The organism is Kosakonia sp. H7A, from assembly GCF_003028445.1.
Taxonomy (GTDB): Bacteria; Pseudomonadota; Gammaproteobacteria; order Enterobacterales; family Enterobacteriaceae; genus Kosakonia; species Kosakonia radicincitans.
In genome coordinates this window covers 1,496,127-1,516,015 of the sequence record NZ_PYTZ01000001.1, presented here as the reverse complement: position 1 = coordinate 1,516,015, position 19,889 = coordinate 1,496,127, and the positions used below count along the sequence as shown (strand labels likewise).

General features: G+C 52.6%; 16 protein-coding genes. 10 read left to right on the top strand and 6 right to left on the bottom strand.

Features of this window, described 5'->3' with window-relative positions:
- Positions 1–6: 6 nt before the first annotated feature.
- From CWM66_RS07035 to cyoA, 4 genes are read right to left on the bottom strand one after another with little or no spacing between them, the layout of a single operon-like run.
- The gene (locus tag CWM66_RS07035; RefSeq protein ID WP_007373527.1) at positions 7–333 is read right to left on the bottom strand and encodes a cytochrome o ubiquinol oxidase subunit IV; all 327 of its coding nucleotides are present in this window, start codon (positions 331–333) and stop codon (positions 7–9) included.
- The gene (locus CWM66_RS07030; RefSeq protein ID WP_007373528.1) at positions 333–947 is read right to left on the bottom strand and encodes a cytochrome o ubiquinol oxidase subunit III; all 615 of its coding nucleotides are present in this window, start codon (positions 945–947) and stop codon (positions 333–335) included. The genes CWM66_RS07035 and CWM66_RS07030 overlap by 1 nt, the downstream gene beginning before the upstream one ends.
- Positions 937–2,928 (bottom strand): cytochrome o ubiquinol oxidase subunit I, encoded by a 1,992-nt coding sequence (cyoB, locus tag CWM66_RS07025; RefSeq protein ID WP_007373529.1) that lies wholly within the window; start codon positions 2,926–2,928, stop codon positions 937–939. The genes CWM66_RS07030 and cyoB overlap by 11 nt, the downstream gene beginning before the upstream one ends.
- A 19-nt stretch (positions 2,929–2,947) precedes the next feature.
- Complete coding sequence (gene cyoA / locus CWM66_RS07020; RefSeq protein WP_007373530.1) at positions 2,948–3,895, bottom strand: cytochrome o ubiquinol oxidase subunit II; 948 nt, start codon at positions 3,893–3,895, stop codon at positions 2,948–2,950.
- 550 nt (positions 3,896–4,445) lie between these two features.
- On the opposite strand from cyoA, the gene CWM66_RS07015 reads away from it, so the two are divergent.
- Positions 4,446–6,149, top strand: a complete 1,704-nt coding sequence (locus tag CWM66_RS07015; protein ID WP_107146406.1) for a molecular chaperone HscC — start codon at positions 4,446–4,448, stop codon at positions 6,147–6,149.
- Between the two features lie 5 nt (positions 6,150–6,154).
- Positions 6,155–7,492, top strand: coding sequence for a J domain-containing protein (locus CWM66_RS07010; RefSeq protein WP_090397445.1), 1,338 nt, complete (start codon positions 6,155–6,157; stop codon positions 7,490–7,492).
- Positions 7,493–7,531: 39 nt separating this feature from the next.
- On the opposite strand, the gene ampG is transcribed toward CWM66_RS07010, so the two are convergent.
- Together ampG and CWM66_RS07000 are read right to left on the bottom strand one after the other, a co-directional pair.
- The gene (gene ampG / locus CWM66_RS07005) at positions 7,532–9,007 is read right to left on the bottom strand and encodes a muropeptide MFS transporter AmpG (protein WP_035887284.1); all 1,476 of its coding nucleotides are present in this window, start codon (positions 9,005–9,007) and stop codon (positions 7,532–7,534) included.
- A gap of 40 nt (positions 9,008–9,047) precedes the next feature.
- Complete coding sequence (locus CWM66_RS07000; RefSeq protein ID WP_007373534.1) at positions 9,048–9,626, bottom strand: lipoprotein; 579 nt, start codon at positions 9,624–9,626, stop codon at positions 9,048–9,050.
- 301 nt (positions 9,627–9,927) lie between these two features.
- On the opposite strand from CWM66_RS07000, the gene bolA reads away from it, so the two are divergent.
- From bolA to CWM66_RS06960, 8 genes are all read left to right on the top strand, one after another.
- On the top strand, positions 9,928–10,245 hold the full coding sequence (gene bolA / locus CWM66_RS06995) for a transcriptional regulator BolA (protein WP_035887285.1): 318 nt from the start codon (positions 9,928–9,930) through the stop codon (positions 10,243–10,245).
- 351 nt (positions 10,246–10,596) lie between these two features.
- Positions 10,597–11,895: a trigger factor gene (gene tig / locus CWM66_RS06990; protein ID WP_107146405.1), complete on the top strand. Its 1,299-nt coding sequence runs from the start codon at positions 10,597–10,599 to the stop codon at positions 11,893–11,895.
- 284 nt (positions 11,896–12,179) lie between these two features.
- Positions 12,180–12,803, top strand: a complete 624-nt coding sequence (gene clpP, locus CWM66_RS06985) for an ATP-dependent Clp endopeptidase proteolytic subunit ClpP (RefSeq protein WP_007373538.1) — start codon at positions 12,180–12,182, stop codon at positions 12,801–12,803.
- 128 nt (positions 12,804–12,931) lie between these two features.
- Positions 12,932–14,206 (top strand): ATP-dependent protease ATP-binding subunit ClpX, encoded by a 1,275-nt coding sequence (gene clpX, locus CWM66_RS06980; RefSeq protein WP_007373539.1) that lies wholly within the window; start codon positions 12,932–12,934, stop codon positions 14,204–14,206.
- Between the two features lie 183 nt (positions 14,207–14,389).
- Complete coding sequence (lon, locus tag CWM66_RS06975; protein ID WP_007373540.1) at positions 14,390–16,744, top strand: endopeptidase La; 2,355 nt, start codon at positions 14,390–14,392, stop codon at positions 16,742–16,744.
- 210 nt (positions 16,745–16,954) lie between these two features.
- Entirely contained in the window at positions 16,955–17,227 is a 273-nt protein-coding gene (gene hupB, locus CWM66_RS06970; RefSeq protein ID WP_007373541.1) for a nucleoid-associated protein HU-beta, read from the top strand.
- A 209-nt stretch (positions 17,228–17,436) separates the two neighbouring features.
- Positions 17,437–19,308, top strand: coding sequence for a peptidylprolyl isomerase (gene ppiD / locus CWM66_RS06965; protein ID WP_072438185.1), 1,872 nt, complete (start codon positions 17,437–17,439; stop codon positions 19,306–19,308).
- A gap of 156 nt (positions 19,309–19,464) precedes the next feature.
- Positions 19,465–19,845 carry a helix-hairpin-helix domain-containing protein gene (locus CWM66_RS06960; RefSeq protein WP_007373543.1) on the top strand — a complete coding sequence of 127 codons (381 nt, stop codon included), beginning with the start codon at positions 19,465–19,467 and terminating at the stop codon, positions 19,843–19,845.
- Positions 19,846–19,889 lie beyond the last annotated feature (44 nt).

Sequence of the window (19,889 nt, the reverse complement as noted above, 5' to 3'; positions counted from 1 at the left end):
CCGCTCTTAGTGAACCATCATGTTGTAGTTGAGGTTCCACATAATCCAGATGGAACCGACTACCAGGATAGCGATGATAATCACGGTAAAGATAAAGGCGGTAAGGTTCCAGCCTTCATCAGACTTGGTGTTCATGTGCAGGAAGCAAACCAGATGCACCAGAATCTGAACTACGGCGGTAACCAGGACAACGCCCAGAATTACCGGCTTAGAAGCAGAACCGTTCATCACCATCCAGAACGGGATCACCGTCAGGATGATCGACAGGATGAAACCTGTCATGTAGGTTTTTACGCTGCCGTGGGAAGCGCCATGATCGTTAGAATGACTCATTACATCGCCCCCATCAGATAAACAACAGAGAACACGCAGATCCATACCACGTCCAGGAAGTGCCAGAACAGGCTCAGGCACATGATACGGGTACGGTTAGTGCTGGTCAGACCGCGACGGGAAACCTGGAACATCAGAACCGCCATCCAGATCAGACCCGAGGTCACGTGCAGACCGTGGGTGCCTACCAGCGCGAAGAACGCTGAAAGGAAGCCGCTGCGATCCGGACCCATGCCTTCGGCAATCAGGTGGTGGAACTCATAGAGTTCCATCCCGATAAAGCCCGCGCCAAACAACCAGGTCAACGCCAGCCAGGAAACAACCTGGCTTTTGTTGTTTTTGTACATGGCGATAGCCGCCATGCCGTAGGTGATGGAGCTGAACAACAGCAGCGCGGTTTCAACCAGTACGAACGGCAGCTCGAAAATGTCCTTACCGGTCGGGCCGCCCGCTGTGCCGTTCACCAGAACGGCATAGGTCGCGAACAGACAGCAGAACAGAATGCAGTCGCTCATCAGGTAGATCCAGAAACCGAAGACTTTATTCGGCCCTGCATCGTGGTGCCCGTGTTCGTGCGCGTGGGCGTGCGCGTTGGTCAGAGTATCAGTTGCCATTTTTCAGCCCTGCTTTAGTGATCTCATCGAAATGCTGGTTTTCCAGTTTCTCGATTTCTGCAACCGGTACGTAGTAATCCACGTCCTCGTCGAAGCTCTTCACAATCCAGCTGATGATGATGCCAGCGAAACCAACGATAGCCATCCACCAGATATGCCAGATCATGGCGAAACCAAACACAGTTGCAAACGCGGCGATAACAATGCCGGCACCGCTGTTTTTCGGCATATGAATTTCTTCATACTGCGCAGGTTTTTTGTACGCTTCGCCTTTCTCTTTCATTTCCCAGAACGCGTCACGTTCGTGAACGTGCGGGACATGAGCAAAGTTGTAGAACGGCGGAGGAGAGGAGGTTGCCCACTCCAGCGTACGGCCACCCCACGGGTCACCGGTCAGGTCACGGTTCTGATCGCGGTCGCGAATAGAAACGTAGATCTGAATCAGCAGACACAGGATACCGATAGCAATCAGCGCCGCACCGCAGGCTGCGACAATCAGCATGGTGTGGAACTGCGGATCAATCTGCTGGCTCAGGCGACGGGTCATACCCATAAAGCCCAGCACGTACAGCGGCATAAATGCAACGAAGAAGCCGATGATCCAGAACCAGAAAGCGCGTTTACCCCAGGTTTCGTTCAGGGTGTAACCGAAGGCTTTCGGCCACCAGTAAGTCAGACCTGCGAAGCAACCGAAGACCACGCCGCCGATGATAACGTTATGGAAGTGCGCAATCAGGAACAGGCTGTTGTGCAGTACGAAGTCTGCGCCCGGAACCGCCAGCAGCACGCCGGTCATCCCACCTACGGAGAAGGTCACGATAAAGCCGATGGTCCACAGCATAGAGGAGTGGAACACAATGCGGCCCTGATACATGGTGAACAACCAGTTGAAGATCTTCACCCCGGTCGGGATGGCGATAATCATCGTGGTGATACCAAAGAAGGCGTTTACGTTCGCGCCAGCACCCATGGTGAAGAAGTGGTGCAGCCAAACGATGAACGACAGTACGGTAATACATACGGTCGCCCATACCAGCGAGGTGTAACCAAACAGGCGTTTACGCGAGAAGGTGGCGGTGATTTCGGAGAACACCCCGAAGACCGGCAGCACCAGAATGTACACTTCCGGGTGACCCCAGGCCCAAATCAGGTTGATGTACATCATCATGTTGCCACCCATATCGTTGGTAAAGAAATGGGTGCCCAGATAACGATCCAGGGTCAGCAGCGCAATGGTGACAGTCAGAATTGGGAACGAAGCGATAATCAGCACGTTGGCGCACAAAGATGCCCAGGTAAATACCGGCATTTTGAACATCGTCATGCCCGGCGCACGCATCTTCAGAATGGTCACGAAGAAGTTGATACCGGTCAGCGTCGTACCGATACCCGAAAGCTGGAGACTCCAGATCCAGTAATCGACCCCGACGCCAGGGCTGTATTCAATTCCCGAAAGCGGCGGATAAGCCAGCCAACCGGTCTGCGCGAACTCACCGACGCCCAGAGAGAGGTTAACCAGAATCACGCCCACAACCGTGAACCAGAAGCTCAGGTTGTTCAGGAACGGGAACGCAACGTCGCGCGCACCGATCTGCAACGGAACCACCAGGTTCATCAGACCGATAACGAATGGCATTGCCACGAAGAAGATCATGATCACGCCGTGAGCGGTGAAGATCTGATCGTAGTGGTGAGGCGGCAGGAAGCCCGCTTCACCCGCAGAGGCCAGCGCCTGCTGGCTACGCATCATGACAGCATCTGCGAAGCCACGCAGCAGCATCACAACGGCCACGAGGACGTACATGATACCAAGGCGTTTGTGGTCAACAGAGGTCAACCATTCTTTCCACAGCCAGGACCATTTACCGAAGTAAGAGATCAGGCCAACTACCGCCAGACCGCCGACGATAATCGCAGCAACCGTGACCATGATAATGGGTTCATGATACGGCACTGCATCCAGTGTAAGTTTTCCGAACATCGTTTTCTTCCTCGACCCCTTAGTGAGAGGTTTCCGCGTGGCTCATGTCCATGCCTTCCATTCCTTCGTGCGCGCTATGCTCGCCTTCCGGTTGGGTCATGTCCATGCTCTTGCCGTGGCCCATAAATTTGTTGATAACGTCTTTAAACAAATCGGGTTTCACGCTGGAGAAGTATTCAACCTTGTTGTATTCGCTTGGCGCTGCAACTTTCTCATACGCCGCCATATCTGGCAGGGTGCTTGAAGATTGTTTCGCTTTTGCGACCCACTGGTCGAATGCGGCGCGGTCCGGCGTAGCAATAGCTTTAAACTTCATGCCAGAGAAGCCCGGGCCGCTGTAGCTGGCGGAAATGCCATCGTACGTACCTGCTTCGTTAGCGATGAGATGCAGTTTGGTCTGCATACCAGCCATTGCGTAGATCTGGCTGCCCAGACGCGGAATAAAGAACGAGTTCATCACGGAGTTGGAGGTCACTTTGAACTCTACCGGTGTGTTCGCCGGGAAGGCGATTTCATTTACGGTAGCAATGCCCTGTTCCGGGTAGATGAAGAACCATTTCCAGTCCATGGCGACCACTTCAATGGTGATTGGGTGTTCGTCATGTGCCAGCGGTTTGCTCGGTTCGAGCGAGTGGGTGGTTTTCCACGTCAGTACAGCAAGGAACAGGATGATCAGAATCGGCACCGTCCAGACCACAGCTTCCACTTTATTGGAGTGTGACCAGTTCGGGCTATACTTCGCATCTTTATTGCTCGCACGATACTTCCAGGCGAAACCAACGGCCATCAAGATGGCGGGAATAACGACAATCAACATCAGGCCAAAAGCCGTCAGTATCAGCGAACGTTGCTCCAGTCCAATCTGTCCTTTGGGGTCAAGAAGTGCAGAATCGCAACCACTGAGTAAAACAGTGCCGGCGATTAATGACAACCATCCCAAACTTTTATTGTATTTCCTGAGTCTCATTTAACGACCTCAATTCCACGGGATCTGGTGGCGCTTAAAGTGTGCGGGCATTTTACGGAAAGGTTACGTTACTGTAAACATACTTGGCTCTGTGTCAGTAAGGTGTTACTGGGTTCTGCCGTTTATGTCACACGGAATGCAACAAACTGTAAAATCGGGCATTCGCACAGCCTGAAGTTGAGATTATAACGAAAATATTACATTACAATCAGCGCTGAGGGTGAATTGGTATAACCAATCAATTTATTAAACAAATAATTAACATATATTCAGCAATTACCGTACATTATTGGAACTAATGTGAAACCAAATAATTAATAACAGTGCTGAATCGTTAAAGAATAGCCCTTAATTTATAGCGCACAAAATAATTAAAGAAAATGTATACATATAACGATAAATAACCGATTAAGCCTGGATTAAAATAATGGTTATTAATTGTACGAAATAATAACCATCATGAATTATTTAGTCGGTTTTTTATCCTTGCGATTGATTTTAAAAACAAAAAAATCCGGGGAATTGTTAATTATGAAGGGATGATATTCAGATGTCTGGAAATACCTCGCCGATTATTGGCATCGACTTAGGAACCTCCAATAGCGCTGTCGCCTGGTTCGCTGAGGGTGACACGCAACTGATCACCGGCGCGCAAGGGGAGCGCTTAACACCCTCTGTGATCGGCATTGATGATGGGGGGCACCTGCTGGTTGGCTCCGCAGCTAAAGCGCGTCTGGTCAGCCATCCACAGATGACGGTCGCCAGCTTCAAGCGCTATATGGGCACGGATAAAACCTGGACACTCGGCTCGCGGCAATTTCGCGCCGAAGAGTTATCCGCTCTTATCTTACGTAAACTCAAAACCGATGCCGAAGTGGCGCTGGGCTGCCCGGTAACCCGTGCGGTGATCACGGTTCCCGCCTATTTTAATGATGCGCAACGCAAGGCGGTAAAAGCCGCCGGGCGTCTTGCCGGGCTTGAGGTTATGCGTTTGCTCAATGAACCGACGGCAGCAGCGTTGGCTTACGGGCTGGCCGATAACAGCGAGCAAAAGTTCCTGATTTTCGACCTCGGCGGCGGCACTTTTGATGTCTCTATTGTGGACATTTTCGAGGGCGTGATCGAAGTGCGTGCCAGCAGCGGCGATGCCTGGCTGGGCGGTGACGACTTTACCGATCTTATTCGCCAGTGGATGTTAAGTACTTCTCCGGCATTAAAGGACGCGCCGTTAACCTGCTCGGCACAATTAACTTCACTGGCGGAAGAGCTTAAACAGACGCTCAGCGCGCAGGATAGCGCCACCGCGCAGCTCGCTTTTGCCGGTGAAACGTACCGCTGGCAACTGGACGGCGAAACCTTTGCCGGGCAGGCTGCCGGGTTACTTTCACGGCTGAAAAAAACAGTCGTGCAGGTTTTACAGGATGCACAGTTTGATCCCCGCGATCTTGATCACGTCATCCTGGTGGGCGGCGCGACCCGGATGGCGCTGGTGCGCCAACTGGCAACGCGAATGTTTGGCCGCTTTCCGCGTAATGAGCTTAATCCGGATGAAGTCGTGGCGCTTGGCGCAGGCGTACAGGCCGGGCTTATTGCCGAAGACCGCGCGCTGGACGATATCGTATTGACCGATGTGATGCCGTACTCGCTGGGCGTGGCAGTGGCCCGGCGGCTCGAAGGCGGTAAAACTGACGACGGCTATTTCATGCCGCTGATTGAGCGCAATGCGTTTGTTCCGGTCAGCGTTGTCGAAACGGTCGAGACGATGAGTGACAACCAGGATCATATTGTGATCGCGGTATATCAGGGCGAAGCCCGCCGCGTCAGCGATAATTTGCTGCTCGATCGTATGACCGTTCCGGTTCCGGCCCGCCGCGCAGGCGAGGTGAAAATCGATGTGCGCTTCACCTATACGCTGGACGGTATTCTGGAAGTGGAATGTAAAGTGCAGGGTGAAAGCACCGCTTCAACGCTGATCATCGAAAAAGCCCCTGGCGTGTTGAGTGAAGAAGAGATCGCCGAGCGTTTACGTCAGCTTGATGGCCTGAAAATGCACCCTCGCGATGTGCCGGAAAACCGGCAATTGCTGGCAGAGGCGTCACGCCGTTACGAACAACTTTTGGGGCAGCGTCGGCAACTGATCGACCACTATGCCACGCAGTTTGAAATGGCGCTTAATCGTCAGGATGTGCGTGCTATCGCTGCGGCGCGTGATGAACTGCGCCGGGCATTAGATATGCTGGATGACGGGATGTAATAGCGATGACTATCTGGGAAACCCTTGGCATTGATGCCACTACGGATGAATCCGCCATCCGCCGGGCTTACGCCCGCCAGCTTAAACTGCATCGCCCGGATAAAGATCCTCAGGGTTATCAGCAACTGCGGGAAGCGTTCGATCTCGCGAAGCAATACGCCAGCAATGCGGCGATGTGGCAGGACGAAGAAGAGGATGCGCCTGAAGCGGACGAATCCGAACATAGCGAAGTGACACTTTCCAGCGCGCAGGATTATCTGCGTACGCTGGAAGGGCATCACGACATCGCCCTGCAACCCGACTGGCAACGCGAGACGCTGGAAGATGACGCAGCACGTTTTTCCGTCCGCCTGTTAACCGATGAAATGCCTGCGCTGAAAGCGTTGCGTGAGTATCTGGATCATGAACTGCCGGATGCCCTGGACGCGCGCGCTGTTTTCAGCCTTGCGCTGGCGCAGGCGTTAAGTGAGCGCAAAGGCATTACGCGCAGCCTGGTCAGTGAAGTCTCCGCTATTATGGGCTGGGAGCTGGACGGCTATCGCGTCAGGCATATCCCATACTGGGTGGTTGAGGCCATTGAACAGCAGGTTGCGCTGAGTGAAGCCGAGGAGCACTGGGCGTATCTGGCGCGGCAAAGCACAAATGACAGGCAAGCGAAACTGGCCTGGCGACTGCTGGCTGGCGAGATGAAAAGGGTGCCGTGGTGGGCGAAACTGATTCCCGGTTTCACGCAACAACTGGTCAATCATGTTGCGACAATTAAATATCACTATCCGCAACTGCTGGATCGCCTGAATCCCGAACTGCTGGAATATATCTCTTCGCCGCACCTTTTGTTGAGTTGGAGAGAGGTTGCAGCGCTCTGGTTCTGGGGCGTGGCTGCCTGGTTACAGGTGCGGGCCGCACCCGCAATGGCAGGGCAGGCTGCGGCGATAGTAGGGAGCCTTATCGTCTATCTGTGGGTCATGCCGCTTTTACTGGCGTATTATGCACAGGGAAAACGTATCGCCAGGGCAGTGCTGCCGCTCTTGTGGCTGCTGGGATGGATTATGCTGGCGATCCCGTTGTTTCATTTATATGAAGTGGTCTTCAACTACCCGCCAGTGTACAAAGGTGTTTCTCGCGTCATGATGCTGACCGCGGTGCTGGCTTATCCCGCCTGGTGGGTGATTAGCCGTAACCGACATCAGTGGTACGCGATGCCCTTCAAAGGGGTTGCGTTTATGTTTGTGTTACCCATCGCGTTTCTGCAGCAATTTTCGCCAATTATTACCGCCGTTGGCGTGATTATTTTACCGGCGCTCTTCACGCACGTTCTTCGCGGGTTATTTTTCTTCTATTAATAGCACCAGCGCTTACCTTTCATCGGGTAAGCGCTGTGTTCACATTAGCCGCGTTTTGCGCAGCGCCAGCAGATCCAGCAGCCCGCCGAACAGAATGCCGACAATCGCCAGCAGCGCGCCGCCTTCGAGAAGCCTGGTGCCAATGGCCCAGTTCGCCATTCCGCTGGCCGTCACAATAAGCACCACCAGCCAGCCGCTAAGCAGCAGGCAGCCGACACTCAATATGCGCAAGGCCAGACGGTAGGCCGCCGGATATTCTCTGCGTGGCATGAAATGCCCGGTCTGCTGGGTAAATTCCAGCGTCCGCTTACACATCGCCAGCAGCAGCAGGCCCGGCGCAGCAGCAATAATGGAGAAGAGATAAAACGTTGACCAACTGTAGGTTTCTACAAACCAGCCCGCCAGCGGGCCGACGTATACGCGTCCGACAGCGGACAGCGCCGAAAGCAGAGCGAACTGGGTTGCGGAGAAGGATTTATTGCAAAGCGTCATTAATAACGCGACAAAGGCCGCCGTTCCCATGCCGCCGCACAGATTCTCGAAGAACACGGCGGCACCCATGTTGACGATATCTTTCTGCGTGGTGGACAGCAGCCAGTAACCGGCATTGGAAACCGCCTGTAAAAATCCGAAGATCATTAACGCGCGGAACAGAGAGAGGCGCTGCATTAATACCCCGCCATACAGCGCGCCAATGATTGTTGCCGCCAGCCCCAGCGTTTTGTTGACCACGCCGACTTCGCCCGCGTCAAACCCGACGCCGCGAATCAAAAAGGTGGTCGTCAGGCTCATGGCGAAAGCATCGCCGAGTTTATACAGCACGATCAGCAGTAAAATCAGCCAGGCATTATTGCGACCGAAGAAATCACGCAGCGGCTCGACGACGGCCTGCTCCAGCGTTTTCGGCACCGGAATGGTGTCTGTTGGCTCCGGCGCCAGCAGGGTGGCAATAATACATGGGATCAGCAGTGCGGCCATCAGCCAGTACATTCCTTGCCAGCCGAGCCAGCGATCGGCGAGCCACAGCGCCAGCCCACCGGAAACCAGCATGCCAAGGCGATAGCCGAGTACGCTAATGGCTGCGCCAGCGCCGCGCTCTTCAACAGGCAGGACATCCGTCTTCCAGGCATCGAACACAATGTCCTGCGAGGCGGAACAGAAGGCAATCAGTACAGCCAGTGCCGCCATCCAGCGCAGGTGGTTGGCCGGATCAAGGAAGCCCATGCCGGCGATGGAGGCCAGCAGCAACAGTTGCGTCAGCAGTAGCCAGCCGCGACGCCTTCCCAATAGCGGCAGCGTGTAGCGATCCATGAGCGGCGACCAAAGGAATTTAAAGACGTAGGCCTGGCCGACCAGCGAGAAGAAACCGATGGTTTTAAGATCGACGTTTTCAACGGTCATCCATGCCTGAAGCGTACCGCTGGTCAGGGCAAGGGGGAGACCGGAGGCAAAACCCAGGATAAGCAGAATTGCTGATTTGGGCTGCGTGAAGATGCGTAAGTAGTGGCTCGACATGAGTTAAAAACTGGCCCGTAAAACCGGGCCAGTGCAGCAATTAACGGGCGTTTTGCTTGATGAAATCGTGGATGCTGGTGTCCTGAGACATATCCGCGATAGTGTCGGTCAGCACGCTATTAACCGCGGTCGTGATTTTGTCGTTAGTCGCCTGGAAAGCGCCTTCAACGTTATAGCTGGCACGGTAGTTTTTCGTCATCTTATTACCATTAGCTGCGGTGGCAATGATGGCGATATCCGCTTTGGTGGCGATGTTGTAACGCACGTTGCCTTGAGAAACGTCGGCATACAGTTGGTTAACAATGATTTGCAGATTTACCGCGCCGTTCGGCCCGATCATATAGCCGCGCGCCGTCATCTGTTTCTCCAGCACTTCCTGTAACAGGAAACGCAGATCGCGGGAGGCGGTTAAAGTGACCAACTGGTTGTCACGCGTTACTTTCGCCAGCGCCTGGTCCTGACGTTGATCGGCGCCAGTAATGCTAACGGTCACGCCCATCAGGCTCGGATCCTGCTGCGGCAGGGTGATTTTCGGTGAAACTTCAAGGGTTGTCGGCGGGGTAGCGCACCCGGCCAGCATAAATAAAGCGACCAACGGGAAGAGTAGTTTTTTAAACATGTTCAGGCTCTCAAGGGATCGTAAGCGTTTGGGGAAAAATTCTCGCCATCATAACATTGCCGCCGTTAAGGGGAAGTCCTCAACGTATGTAAATTCATCACCTTGTGCTTTTTCGGCATCAAAAAACAGGTTGTTGAAGCGGGATGGCAAAAATCCGCCGCCTTTTAGTAGACTTTATCGCGTTGAGCCAGCAAATCAGACGAACGCTAATTTTTTGTTGTTTTATTGTTATGAAAACGGTAAAAGCGGCTAACATTTAAAGAGATGGCTGGCATCTCAGCGTTGTCGGAGGCGTAACATCATGATGATGCGTGAACAGATAGAAGCAAAATTGAAAGCGGCATTCGAGCCTGTATTACTTGAAGTCGTAGATGAAAGTTACCGTCACAACGTTCCGGCGGGTTCCGAAAGCCATTTCAAAGTGGTGCTGGTAAGCGACCGCTTCACCGGAGAACGTTTTCTTAATCGGCATCGCATGATTTACGGTACGTTGGCTGACGAACTGGCAACGACAATTCATGCACTTGCACTGCATACTTACACCCTCAAAGAGTGGGAAGGCTTGCAGGATACCCTCCTGACCTCGCCGGCATGCCGGGGCGCCGGAAGCATCGCTTAGAAAACCAGGTTGCAACCGTCTGAACTTTTCCAGTATGTTGCATGCAGATTATGTAAAAACGGCCTGCGGGCCGTTTTGTTTTGCCTGAATTTTGAGCGAGAAACGCAATTTTTTGAGCGAAATTGCTTCAGAAGTGTGAAAAATGGCGCATCATTGCGCCATTCCCCTTCTCGACTCATATCTGTGATGCCGCTATAATGCTGCGTCTTATTTTTCGGAATGTCTTCGGGATGCTTCTGACGACAGGGAATGTGTTTTCTGATTGGAGAGAACATCCCGGTTCTGCAAAGCGAAAAGGTTTGCTTCGCAGAGTAGAGTTGACCGAGCACTGTGATTTTTTGAGGTAACAAGATGCAAGTTTCAGTTGAAACCACTCAGGGCCTTGGGCGCCGTGTAACGATTACAATCGCTGCTGACAGCATCGAGACCGCTGTGAAGAGCGAGCTGGTCAACGTAGCGAAGAAAGTGCGTATTGACGGCTTCCGTAAGGGTAAAGTACCGATGAACGTCGTTGCTCAGCGTTATGGCGCTTCTGTTCGCCAGGACGTGCTGGGCGACCTGATGAGCCGCAACTTTATCGACGCGATCATCCAGGAAAAGATCAATCCGGCTGGCGCGCCGAACTATGTTCCGGGCGAATACAAATTGGGCGAAGACTTCACCTACGCAGTAGAGTTCGAAGTGTACCCGGAAGTTGAGCTGAAAGCGCTGGACACCATCGAAGTTGAAAAACCGGTTGTTGAAGTGACTGACGCTGATGTCGATACCATGCTGGATACCCTGCGTAAGCAGCAGGCGACCTGGAAAGACAAAGACGGCGCTGCTGATGCGGAAGATCGCGTTACTGTCGATTTCACCGGTTCTGTTGATGGTGAAGAGTTCGAAGGCGGCAAAGCGACTGATTTCGTACTGGCGATGGGCCAGGGTCGTATGATCCCGGGCTTCGAAGACGGTATCAAAGGCCACAAAGCGGGTGAAGAGTTCACCATCGACGTGACCTTCCCGGAAGAATACCACGCAGAAAACCTGAAAGGTAAAGCGGCGAAATTCGTCATCAACCTGAAGAAAGTTGAAGAACGTGAGCTGCCGGAACTGACTGAAGAATTTATCAAACGTTTCGGCGTTGAAGATGGTTCTGTTGCCGGTCTGCGCGCTGAAGTGCGTAAAAATATGGAACGCGAGCTGAAAGGCGCAGTGCGTAACCGTGTTAAATCTCAGGCGATCGAAGGCCTGGTGAACGCGAACGAGATCGACGTTCCTGCTGCACTGATCGACAGCGAAATCGACGTTCTGCGTCGTCAGGCTGCACAGCGTTTTGGCGGTAACGAGAAACAGGCTCTGGAACTTCCGCGTGAACTGTTCGAAGAGCAGGCAAAACGCCGCGTTGTGGTTGGTCTGCTGCTGGGCGAAGTGATTCGCACCCACGAGCTGAAGGCTGACGAAGAGCGCGTAAAAGGCCTGATCGAAGAGATGGCGTCTGCTTACGAAGATCCGAAAGAAGTGATCGAGTTCTACAGCAAAAACAAAGAGCTGATGGACAACATGCGTAACGTAGCGCTGGAAGAACAAGCGGTTGAAGCGGTTCTGGAAAAAGCGAAAGTGTCTGAGAAAGCCACTTCCTTTAACGAACTGATGAACCAACAGGCTTAATCGGCTTCAGCATTAGCGAAATGTAATAAGCCCGTCACCTGCTGGTGGCGGGCTTTTTTTATCGTATTGACATTTACAGATGTGTGCTAAAAGAGCGTTTCAGTATTAGCGTAACAGCAAAAGATTGTTATGCTTGAAAACAGACTTGGTCATCCCCACTAAAGAGGGTATTGGCGTAAAGGCTCTGGCTGATAATCCGTCCGTGAGGGGTCATAGTCAGATCCCGCTCACTCAAGTACAATCAGTACAGCAGGTTAGTTTATTTTTTTATCCAGGAGACGGAAATGTCATACAGCGGCGAACGAGATAACTTTGCACCCCATATGGCTCTGGTGCCAATGGTTATTGAACAGACCTCACGCGGTGAGCGCTCTTTCGATATCTACTCCCGTCTTCTCAAGGAACGCGTGATTTTTCTCACCGGCCAGGTCGAAGACCATATGGCAAACCTGATTGTGGCTCAAATGCTCTTTCTGGAAGCGGAAAATCCGGAAAAAGACATTTACCTGTATATTAACTCTCCGGGCGGTGTGATTACTGCCGGGATGTCGATTTACGACACCATGCAATTTATTAAGCCGGACGTCAGCACCATTTGTATGGGCCAGGCCGCGTCGATGGGCGCATTCCTGCTGACGGCGGGCGCTAAAGGCAAGCGTTTCTGCCTGCCGAATTCACGTGTGATGATTCACCAGCCGCTGGGGGGCTATCAGGGCCAGGCGACGGATATCGAAATCCACGCTCGTGAAATCCTGAAAGTGAAAGGCCGTATGAATGAACTTATGGCGCATCACACGGGTCAATCTTTAGAGCAAATTGAACGTGATACAGAGCGTGACCGCTTCCTTGCTGCGCAAGAAGCCGTGGATTACGGTCTGGTTGACTCAATTTTAACCCATCGTAACTAATGCTCAGATTGCATGTGCCGCTATACTATGTGATGCAAGCGGCATCATGTTTGAGTAACGTTTTGCGCCTGGAATGGCATTTGCGTCGTCATGTGCGGCACAAAGAACAGATTAAGAGGTTTTGACTCATGACAGATAAACGCAAAGATGGTTCGGGCAAACTGTTGTATTGCTCTTTTTGCGGCAAAAGCCAGCATGAAGTGCGTAAGCTAATCGCCGGGCCGTCCGTGTATATCTGCGACGAATGTGTGGATCTGTGTAACGACATTATTCGCGAAGAGATTAAAGAAGTTGCGCCGCATCGCGAGCGCAGCGCGCTGCCGACCCCGCATGAAATCCGCCACCATCTGGATGACTATGTCATTGGCCAGGAACAGGCGAAAAAAGTGCTGGCAGTGGCGGTCTATAACCACTACAAACGCCTGCGCAATGGCGATACCAGTAATGGCGTTGAACTGGGCAAAAGTAACATTCTGCTGATTGGGCCGACCGGTTCCGGTAAGACGTTGCTGGCTGAAACGCTGGCGCGTTTGCTGGATGTGCCATTCACCATGGCGGATGCCACTACGTTGACCGAAGCCGGTTACGTGGGGGAAGACGTCGAAAACATTATCCAGAAATTGCTGCAAAAATGCGATTACGACGTGCAGAAAGCGCAGCGCGGGATTGTTTACATTGATGAGATCGACAAGATCTCCCGTAAATCAGACAACCCGTCAATTACGCGTGATGTTTCCGGTGAAGGCGTGCAGCAGGCGTTGCTGAAGCTGATCGAAGGCACCGTGGCTGCGGTTCCGCCGCAGGGTGGACGTAAGCACCCGCAGCAGGAGTTTTTGCAGGTTGATACCTCGAAAATCCTGTTCATTTGCGGCGGTGCATTTGCTGGTCTCGACAAAGTGATTTCTCACCGTGTTGAAACCGGATCGGGCATTGGCTTCGGCGCGACGGTGAAAGGCAAATCTGAAAAAGCCAACGAAGGCGAACTGCTGGCGCAGGTTGAGCCGGAAGATTTGATCAAATTTGGCCTGATTCCTGAGTTCATCGGCCGTCTGCCGGTGGTGGCGACGCTGAGCGAGCTGAGCGAAGAAGCGCTGATTCAGATCCTGAAAGAGCCGAAAAATGCGCTGACCAAGCAGTATCAGGCGCTGTTCAATCTGGAAGGCGTGGATCTTGAGTTCCGCGACGAAGCGCTGGATGCGATCGCCAAGAAAGCAATGGTGCGCAAAACCGGTGCACGTGGCCTGCGTTCAATTGTAGAAGCCGCTCTGCTCGATACCATGTACGATCTGCCATCGCTGGAAGACGTTGAGAAAGTGGTCATTGACGAGTCGGTTATCGCTGGTCAAAGCAAACCGTTGCTGATTTACGGCAAACCGGAAGCGCAGCAGGCATCTGGCGAATAATTCACCAATTCTTACAATCAGTTAACCAAAAGGGGGGGATTTTATCTCCCCTTTTATTTTTCCGTATTCCCGCCGTTGAATGTGTGGGAAACATCCCCATATACTGCTTTACATGTTAATGGTGCGTGTTGCACAGTCACGTCACCTGATTACCTGGCGGACTTTAAACTAAGAGAGAGCTCTATGAATCCTGAGCGTTCTGAACGCATTGAAATCCCCGTATTGCCGTTGCGCGATGTGGTGGTTTATCCGCACATGGTCATTCCCTTATTTGTTGGACGGGAAAAATCGATCCGTTGTCTGGAAGCGGCCATGGACCATGATAAAAAAATCATGCTGGTTGCGCAGAAAGAAGCGTCAACGGATGAGCCGGGTGTAAACGATCTTTTCACCGTCGGGACCGTGGCGTCTATTCTGCAGATGCTGAAGCTGCCTGATGGCACTGTAAAAGTGCTGGTCGAGGGGCTGCAGCGCGCGCGCATTACCACGCTTGCCGATGATGGCGAGCACTTCTCTGCCAAAGCGGAATATCTCGACTCGCCGGCTATCGACGAGCGCGAGCAGGAAGTGCTGGTACGTACGGCGATCAGCCAGTTTGAAGGCTATATCAAACTGAATAAAAAAATCCCGCCAGAAGTGCTGACTTCGCTGAACAGCATTGACGATCCCGCACGTCTGGCTGATACCATCGCTGCCCATATGCCGCTGAAACTGGCTGATAAACAGTCTGTTCTGGAGATGTCCGACGTTAATGAACGTCTGGAATATCTGATGGCGATGATGGAATCTGAAATCGATCTGCTCCAGGTTGAGAAACGCATTCGCAACCGCGTTAAAAAGCAGATGGAAAAATCCCAACGCGAGTACTACCTGAATGAGCAAATGAAAGCCATTCAGAAAGAGCTGGGTGAAATGGATGATGCGCCGGATGAAAACGAAGCGCTGAAACGCAAAATCGATGCGGCAAAAATGCCGAAAGAGGCAAAAGAGAAAGCCGAATCCGAGCTGCAGAAGCTGAAAATGATGTCGCCGATGTCTGCAGAAGCGACCGTCGTGCGCGGCTATATTGAATGGATGGTGCAGGTGCCGTGGAACGCGCGCAGCAAGGTCAAAAAAGACCTTCGTCAGGCGCAGGAGATCCTCGATACCGACCATTACGGCCTTGAGCGCGTGAAGGATCGTATCCTTGAATACCTTGCGGTGCAGAGCCGTATGAACAAGTTGAAAGGGCCGATTCTGTGTCTGGTTGGGCCTCCGGGGGTGGGGAAAACCTCGCTGGGGCAATCTATTGCCAAAGCCACCGGGCGTAAATACATCCGTATGGCGCTGGGCGGCGTGCGTGACGAAGCGGAAATTCGCGGTCACCGCCGTACCTACATCGGTTCTATGCCGGGCAAACTGATCCAGAAGATGGCGAAAGTGGGCGTGAAAAACCCGCTGTTCCTGCTCGATGAAATCGACAAAATGTCGTCCGATATGCGCGGCGATCCGGCTTCGGCTCTGCTGGAAGTTCTGGATCCTGAACAGAACGTAGCCTTCAGCGATCACTACCTGGAAGTGGATTACGATCTCAGCGATGTGATGTTTGTCGCGACCTCGAACTCCATGAATATTCCGGCGCCGCTGCTGGATCGTATGGAAGTGATCCGTCTTTCCGGCTACACCGAAGACGAAAAACTGAACATTGCAAAACGTCACCTGTTGACCAAACAGATTGAGCGTAATGCGCTGAAAGATAGCGAATTGACCGTTGATGACAGTGCAATCGTCGGCATCATCCGTTACTACACCCGTGAAGCTGGCGTGCGTGGTCTGGAGCGCGAAATCTCCAAACTGTGCCGCAAGGCGGTGAAACAGTTGCTGCTGGATCCGTCGCTGAAGCACATTGAGATCAACGGTGATAACCTGCATGACTACCTGGGCGTTCAGCGCTTTGATTATGGCCGTGCGGATGATGAAAACCGTGTCGGTCAGGTGACGGGGCTGGCGTGGACGGAAGTGGGCGGCGATCTGCTGACCATTGAAACCGCCTGCGTTCCGGGCAAAGGTAAGCTGACGTATACCGGTTCGCTCGGCGAAGTGATGCAGGAGTCTATCCAGGCGGCGCTGACCGTGGTTCGCGCCCGTGCGGAGAAACTCGGCATCAACGGCGATTTTTACGAAAAACGCGATATCCACGTTCACGTACCGGAAGGCGCGACGCCGAAAGATGGCCCGAGTGCGGGGATTGCAATGTGTACCGCACTGGTTTCCTGCCTGACTGGTAACCCGGTTCGTGCAGATGTGGCAATGACGGGTGAAATTACCCTGCGTGGCCAGGTGTTGCCGATTGGTGGTCTGAAGGAAAAACTGTTGGCGGCGCACCGTGGGGGCATTAAGACTGTTCTGATTCCTTACGAAAACAAACGTGACCTGGAAGAGATTCCGGACAACGTTGTGGCCGATTTGGATATCCATCCGGTTAAGCGTATCGAAGAAGTTCTCAGCCTTGCATTGCAGAACGAACCCTTTGGTATGCAGGTCGTGACGGCAAAATAGTGACCTCGCGCAAAGTGCGTTGATAAAAACAAGGCTGGTGAGTGATTTCGTACTTGCCAGCCTTTTTTTGTATAGCTAATTTAGATTGCTGGTTGGGTGTGTCATCATCAACTGGTGTTGTAAGGGCATGACAGGCCTGATATAACTGCTGCGCGGTCGCGCTGTGAAGGATTCAGGTGCGATATAAATTATAAAGAGAGGAAGAGAAGAGTGAACAAATCTCAGCTGATTGACAAGATTGCCGCAGGTGCTGATATTTCCAAAGCTGCTGCAGGACGTGCGTTAGATGCTTTAATTGCTTCTGTTACTGAATCTTTGAAATCCGGGGACGACGTAGCACTGGTAGGTTTCGGGACTTTCGCGGTTAAAGAACGTGCTGCACGCACTGGCCGTAACCCGCAGACCGGCAAAGAAATCACTATCGCTGCAGCTAAAGTGCCAGGGTTCCGCGCAGGTAAAGCGCTGAAAGACGCAGTAAACTGATTACTTTCCCCGTGTGGGGAGAGTAAGAAAATACAAGGCGCATCGCGAGATGTGCCTTTTTTTATTTGCGAATTCTTACTTTGTACGAGTTTCTGCACGTTGTGGGCTAACAATTGCGCCGGTTTCTTGTCAAAATACGCGCTTACACGCAGCGGGCAACTCTTGCTGCCTGAGATCTAAAGTCACCTACAGCGGAGTGTTGTTACACCATGATGGACAATTTACGCGCGGCGGCGAATCACGTCGTGCTCAAGATCATTCTGGGTTTGATTATCGTGTCATTCATTTTGACTGGCGTGGGTAACTACCTGATTGGCGGTAACAATAATTATGCCGCAGAAGTTAACGGTCAGGAAATTAGCCGTTCGCAGTTTGAAAATGCGGTGACCAGCGAGCGCAATCGTATGGCGCAGCAGTTGGGCGATCAGTTCTCTGAACTGGCTGCCAACGAAAACTATATGAAATCCGTGCGCCAGCAAGTGCTCAATCGCATGATTGATGAAGCGTTGCTGGACCAGTACGCCAAAAAGTTGAACCTCGGCATTAGCGACGAGCAGGTGAAGAAAGCCATTTTTTCCACTCAGGCTTTCCAGGCTAACGGCAAATTCGACAACAACCGCTTTAATGCCATCGTTAATCAGATGGGCATGAGCGCCGATCAGTACGCGCAGGCGCTGCGTAACCAGTTAACCTCCCAGCAGCTCATCAACGCTGTTGCCGGTACTGATTTTATGCTTAAAGGCGAGACCGACGAGCTGGCGGCACTGGTTGCCCAGCAGCGCGTTGTTCGCCAGGCGGTGATCGATGTGAACGCACTGGCGGCGAAGCAGACAGCCAGCGATGACGAAGTTACCAGCTACTACGATCAAAACAAGAGTCGTTTCATCGCGCCGGAGCAGTTCCGCGTAAGCTACATCAAACTTGATGCTACTGCGATGCAGGAAAATGCCACCGATGCAGAGATTCAGGCTTACTACGATCAGCATCAGGATCAGTTCACCCAGCCGCAGCGCAACCGCTACAGCGTCATCCAGACGAAAACAGAAGACGACGCGAAAGCCGTGCTTGATGAGCTGAATAAAGGCGCTGATTTCGCCACCGTCGCGAAAGCGAAATCCACCGACATTATCTCTGCCCGCAACGGCGGCGATATGGGCTGGCTGGAAGAGGGCACCACGCCGGATGAACTGAAAAATGCTGGCCTGAAAGAGAAGGGCCAGCTTTCCGGCGTTATCAAATCTTCTGTGGGTTTCCTGGTTGCGCGTCTTGACGATATCCAGCCTGCGCAGGTGAAACCGCTCAGCGAAGTGCATGATGAACTGGCTGCAAAAGTGAAACAGGAAAAAGCGCTGGACGCCTGGTATGCACTGCAACAGAAAGTGAGCGAAGCGGCGAGCAACGATAACGAATCTCTGGCTGGTGCAGAACAGGCCGCAGGGGCGAAAGCAGTGCAAACGGGATGGTTCAGTCGCGACACTCTGCCGGAAGAACTGAACTTCAAACCGGTGAGCGACGCGATTTTCAATGGTGGTCTGGTGGGGCAGAACGGCGCGCCGGGCAGCAACTCCGATATCATCACCGTTGATGGCGATCGCGCGTTTGTACTACGTATCACAGATCACAAAGCGGAAGCCATCAAACCGCTGGCTGAAGTGAAAGCGCAGGTTACCGACATTGTGAAGCACAATAAGGCTGAGCAACAGGCGAAGCTGGATGCTGAAAAACTGGTGACTGAGCTGAAAGCGGGCAAAGGTGACGATGCGCTGAAAGCCGCAGGCCTGAGCTTTGGCGCGGCGAAAACTCTGGCGCGTACAAGTCAGGATCCGGTAAGTCAGGCTGCGTTTAATCTGCCGCTGCCGGAAAAAGATAAACCGTCTTTCGGTTCGACGACCGATCAGCAGGGTAACGTTGTGGTTCTGGTGCTGGACGAAGTAAAAGCAGGAACCATGCCGGATGCACAGAAAGAAGCGATGGTTAAAGGCATCACGCAGAACAACGCACAGATCGCTTTTGAAGCGCTGATGAGCAACCTGCGCAAAGAAGCCAAAATCAAACTCGGCACGATCGCTGAACAACAGTAACGGGTAAAGGCGCGAAGCGTCTCCCAAAAAAAAGCAAAATTTTGCAAATCACAAAGGCCGCTTTCGCGGCCTTTTCCATTTCTGCGTTTTGCCCTTTGCCCATATTCCGGCTTCTGTTTATCGTTGCCTCACATTGAAAACAAAGGAGAAAACAGCATGAAACATGGAATCAAAGCCCTGATTATTACTCTGAGCATCGCCTGCTCGTCGCTGAGTTACAGCGCGCTGGCCGCCCCGGTAACCGCAGAAAAAGCGCCGCTCTCGTTGAACAAAAGTGAAAACGCATCCGCAGGAAAAGCAAAAGTACAGGATATGGCAACCAACGCTGATGAGGGGGATGGCACGCGGGTAAGTATTAACAGTGCCAGTGCGGAAGAGCTCGCCCAGGTGATGAGCGGTGTCGGCATCAAGAAAGCCCAGGCGATAGTCAGTTACCGCGATGAGTATGGCCCGTTTAAAACGCTCGACGATCTCAAGCAGGTGCCAGGTATGGGCGGTACGCTGGTGGAACGTAATCTGGCGCACTTGAAACTGTAAGGCGCTTGCGTAGTCGCTAATCTTTGCCAGAATAGAGAGGTCAT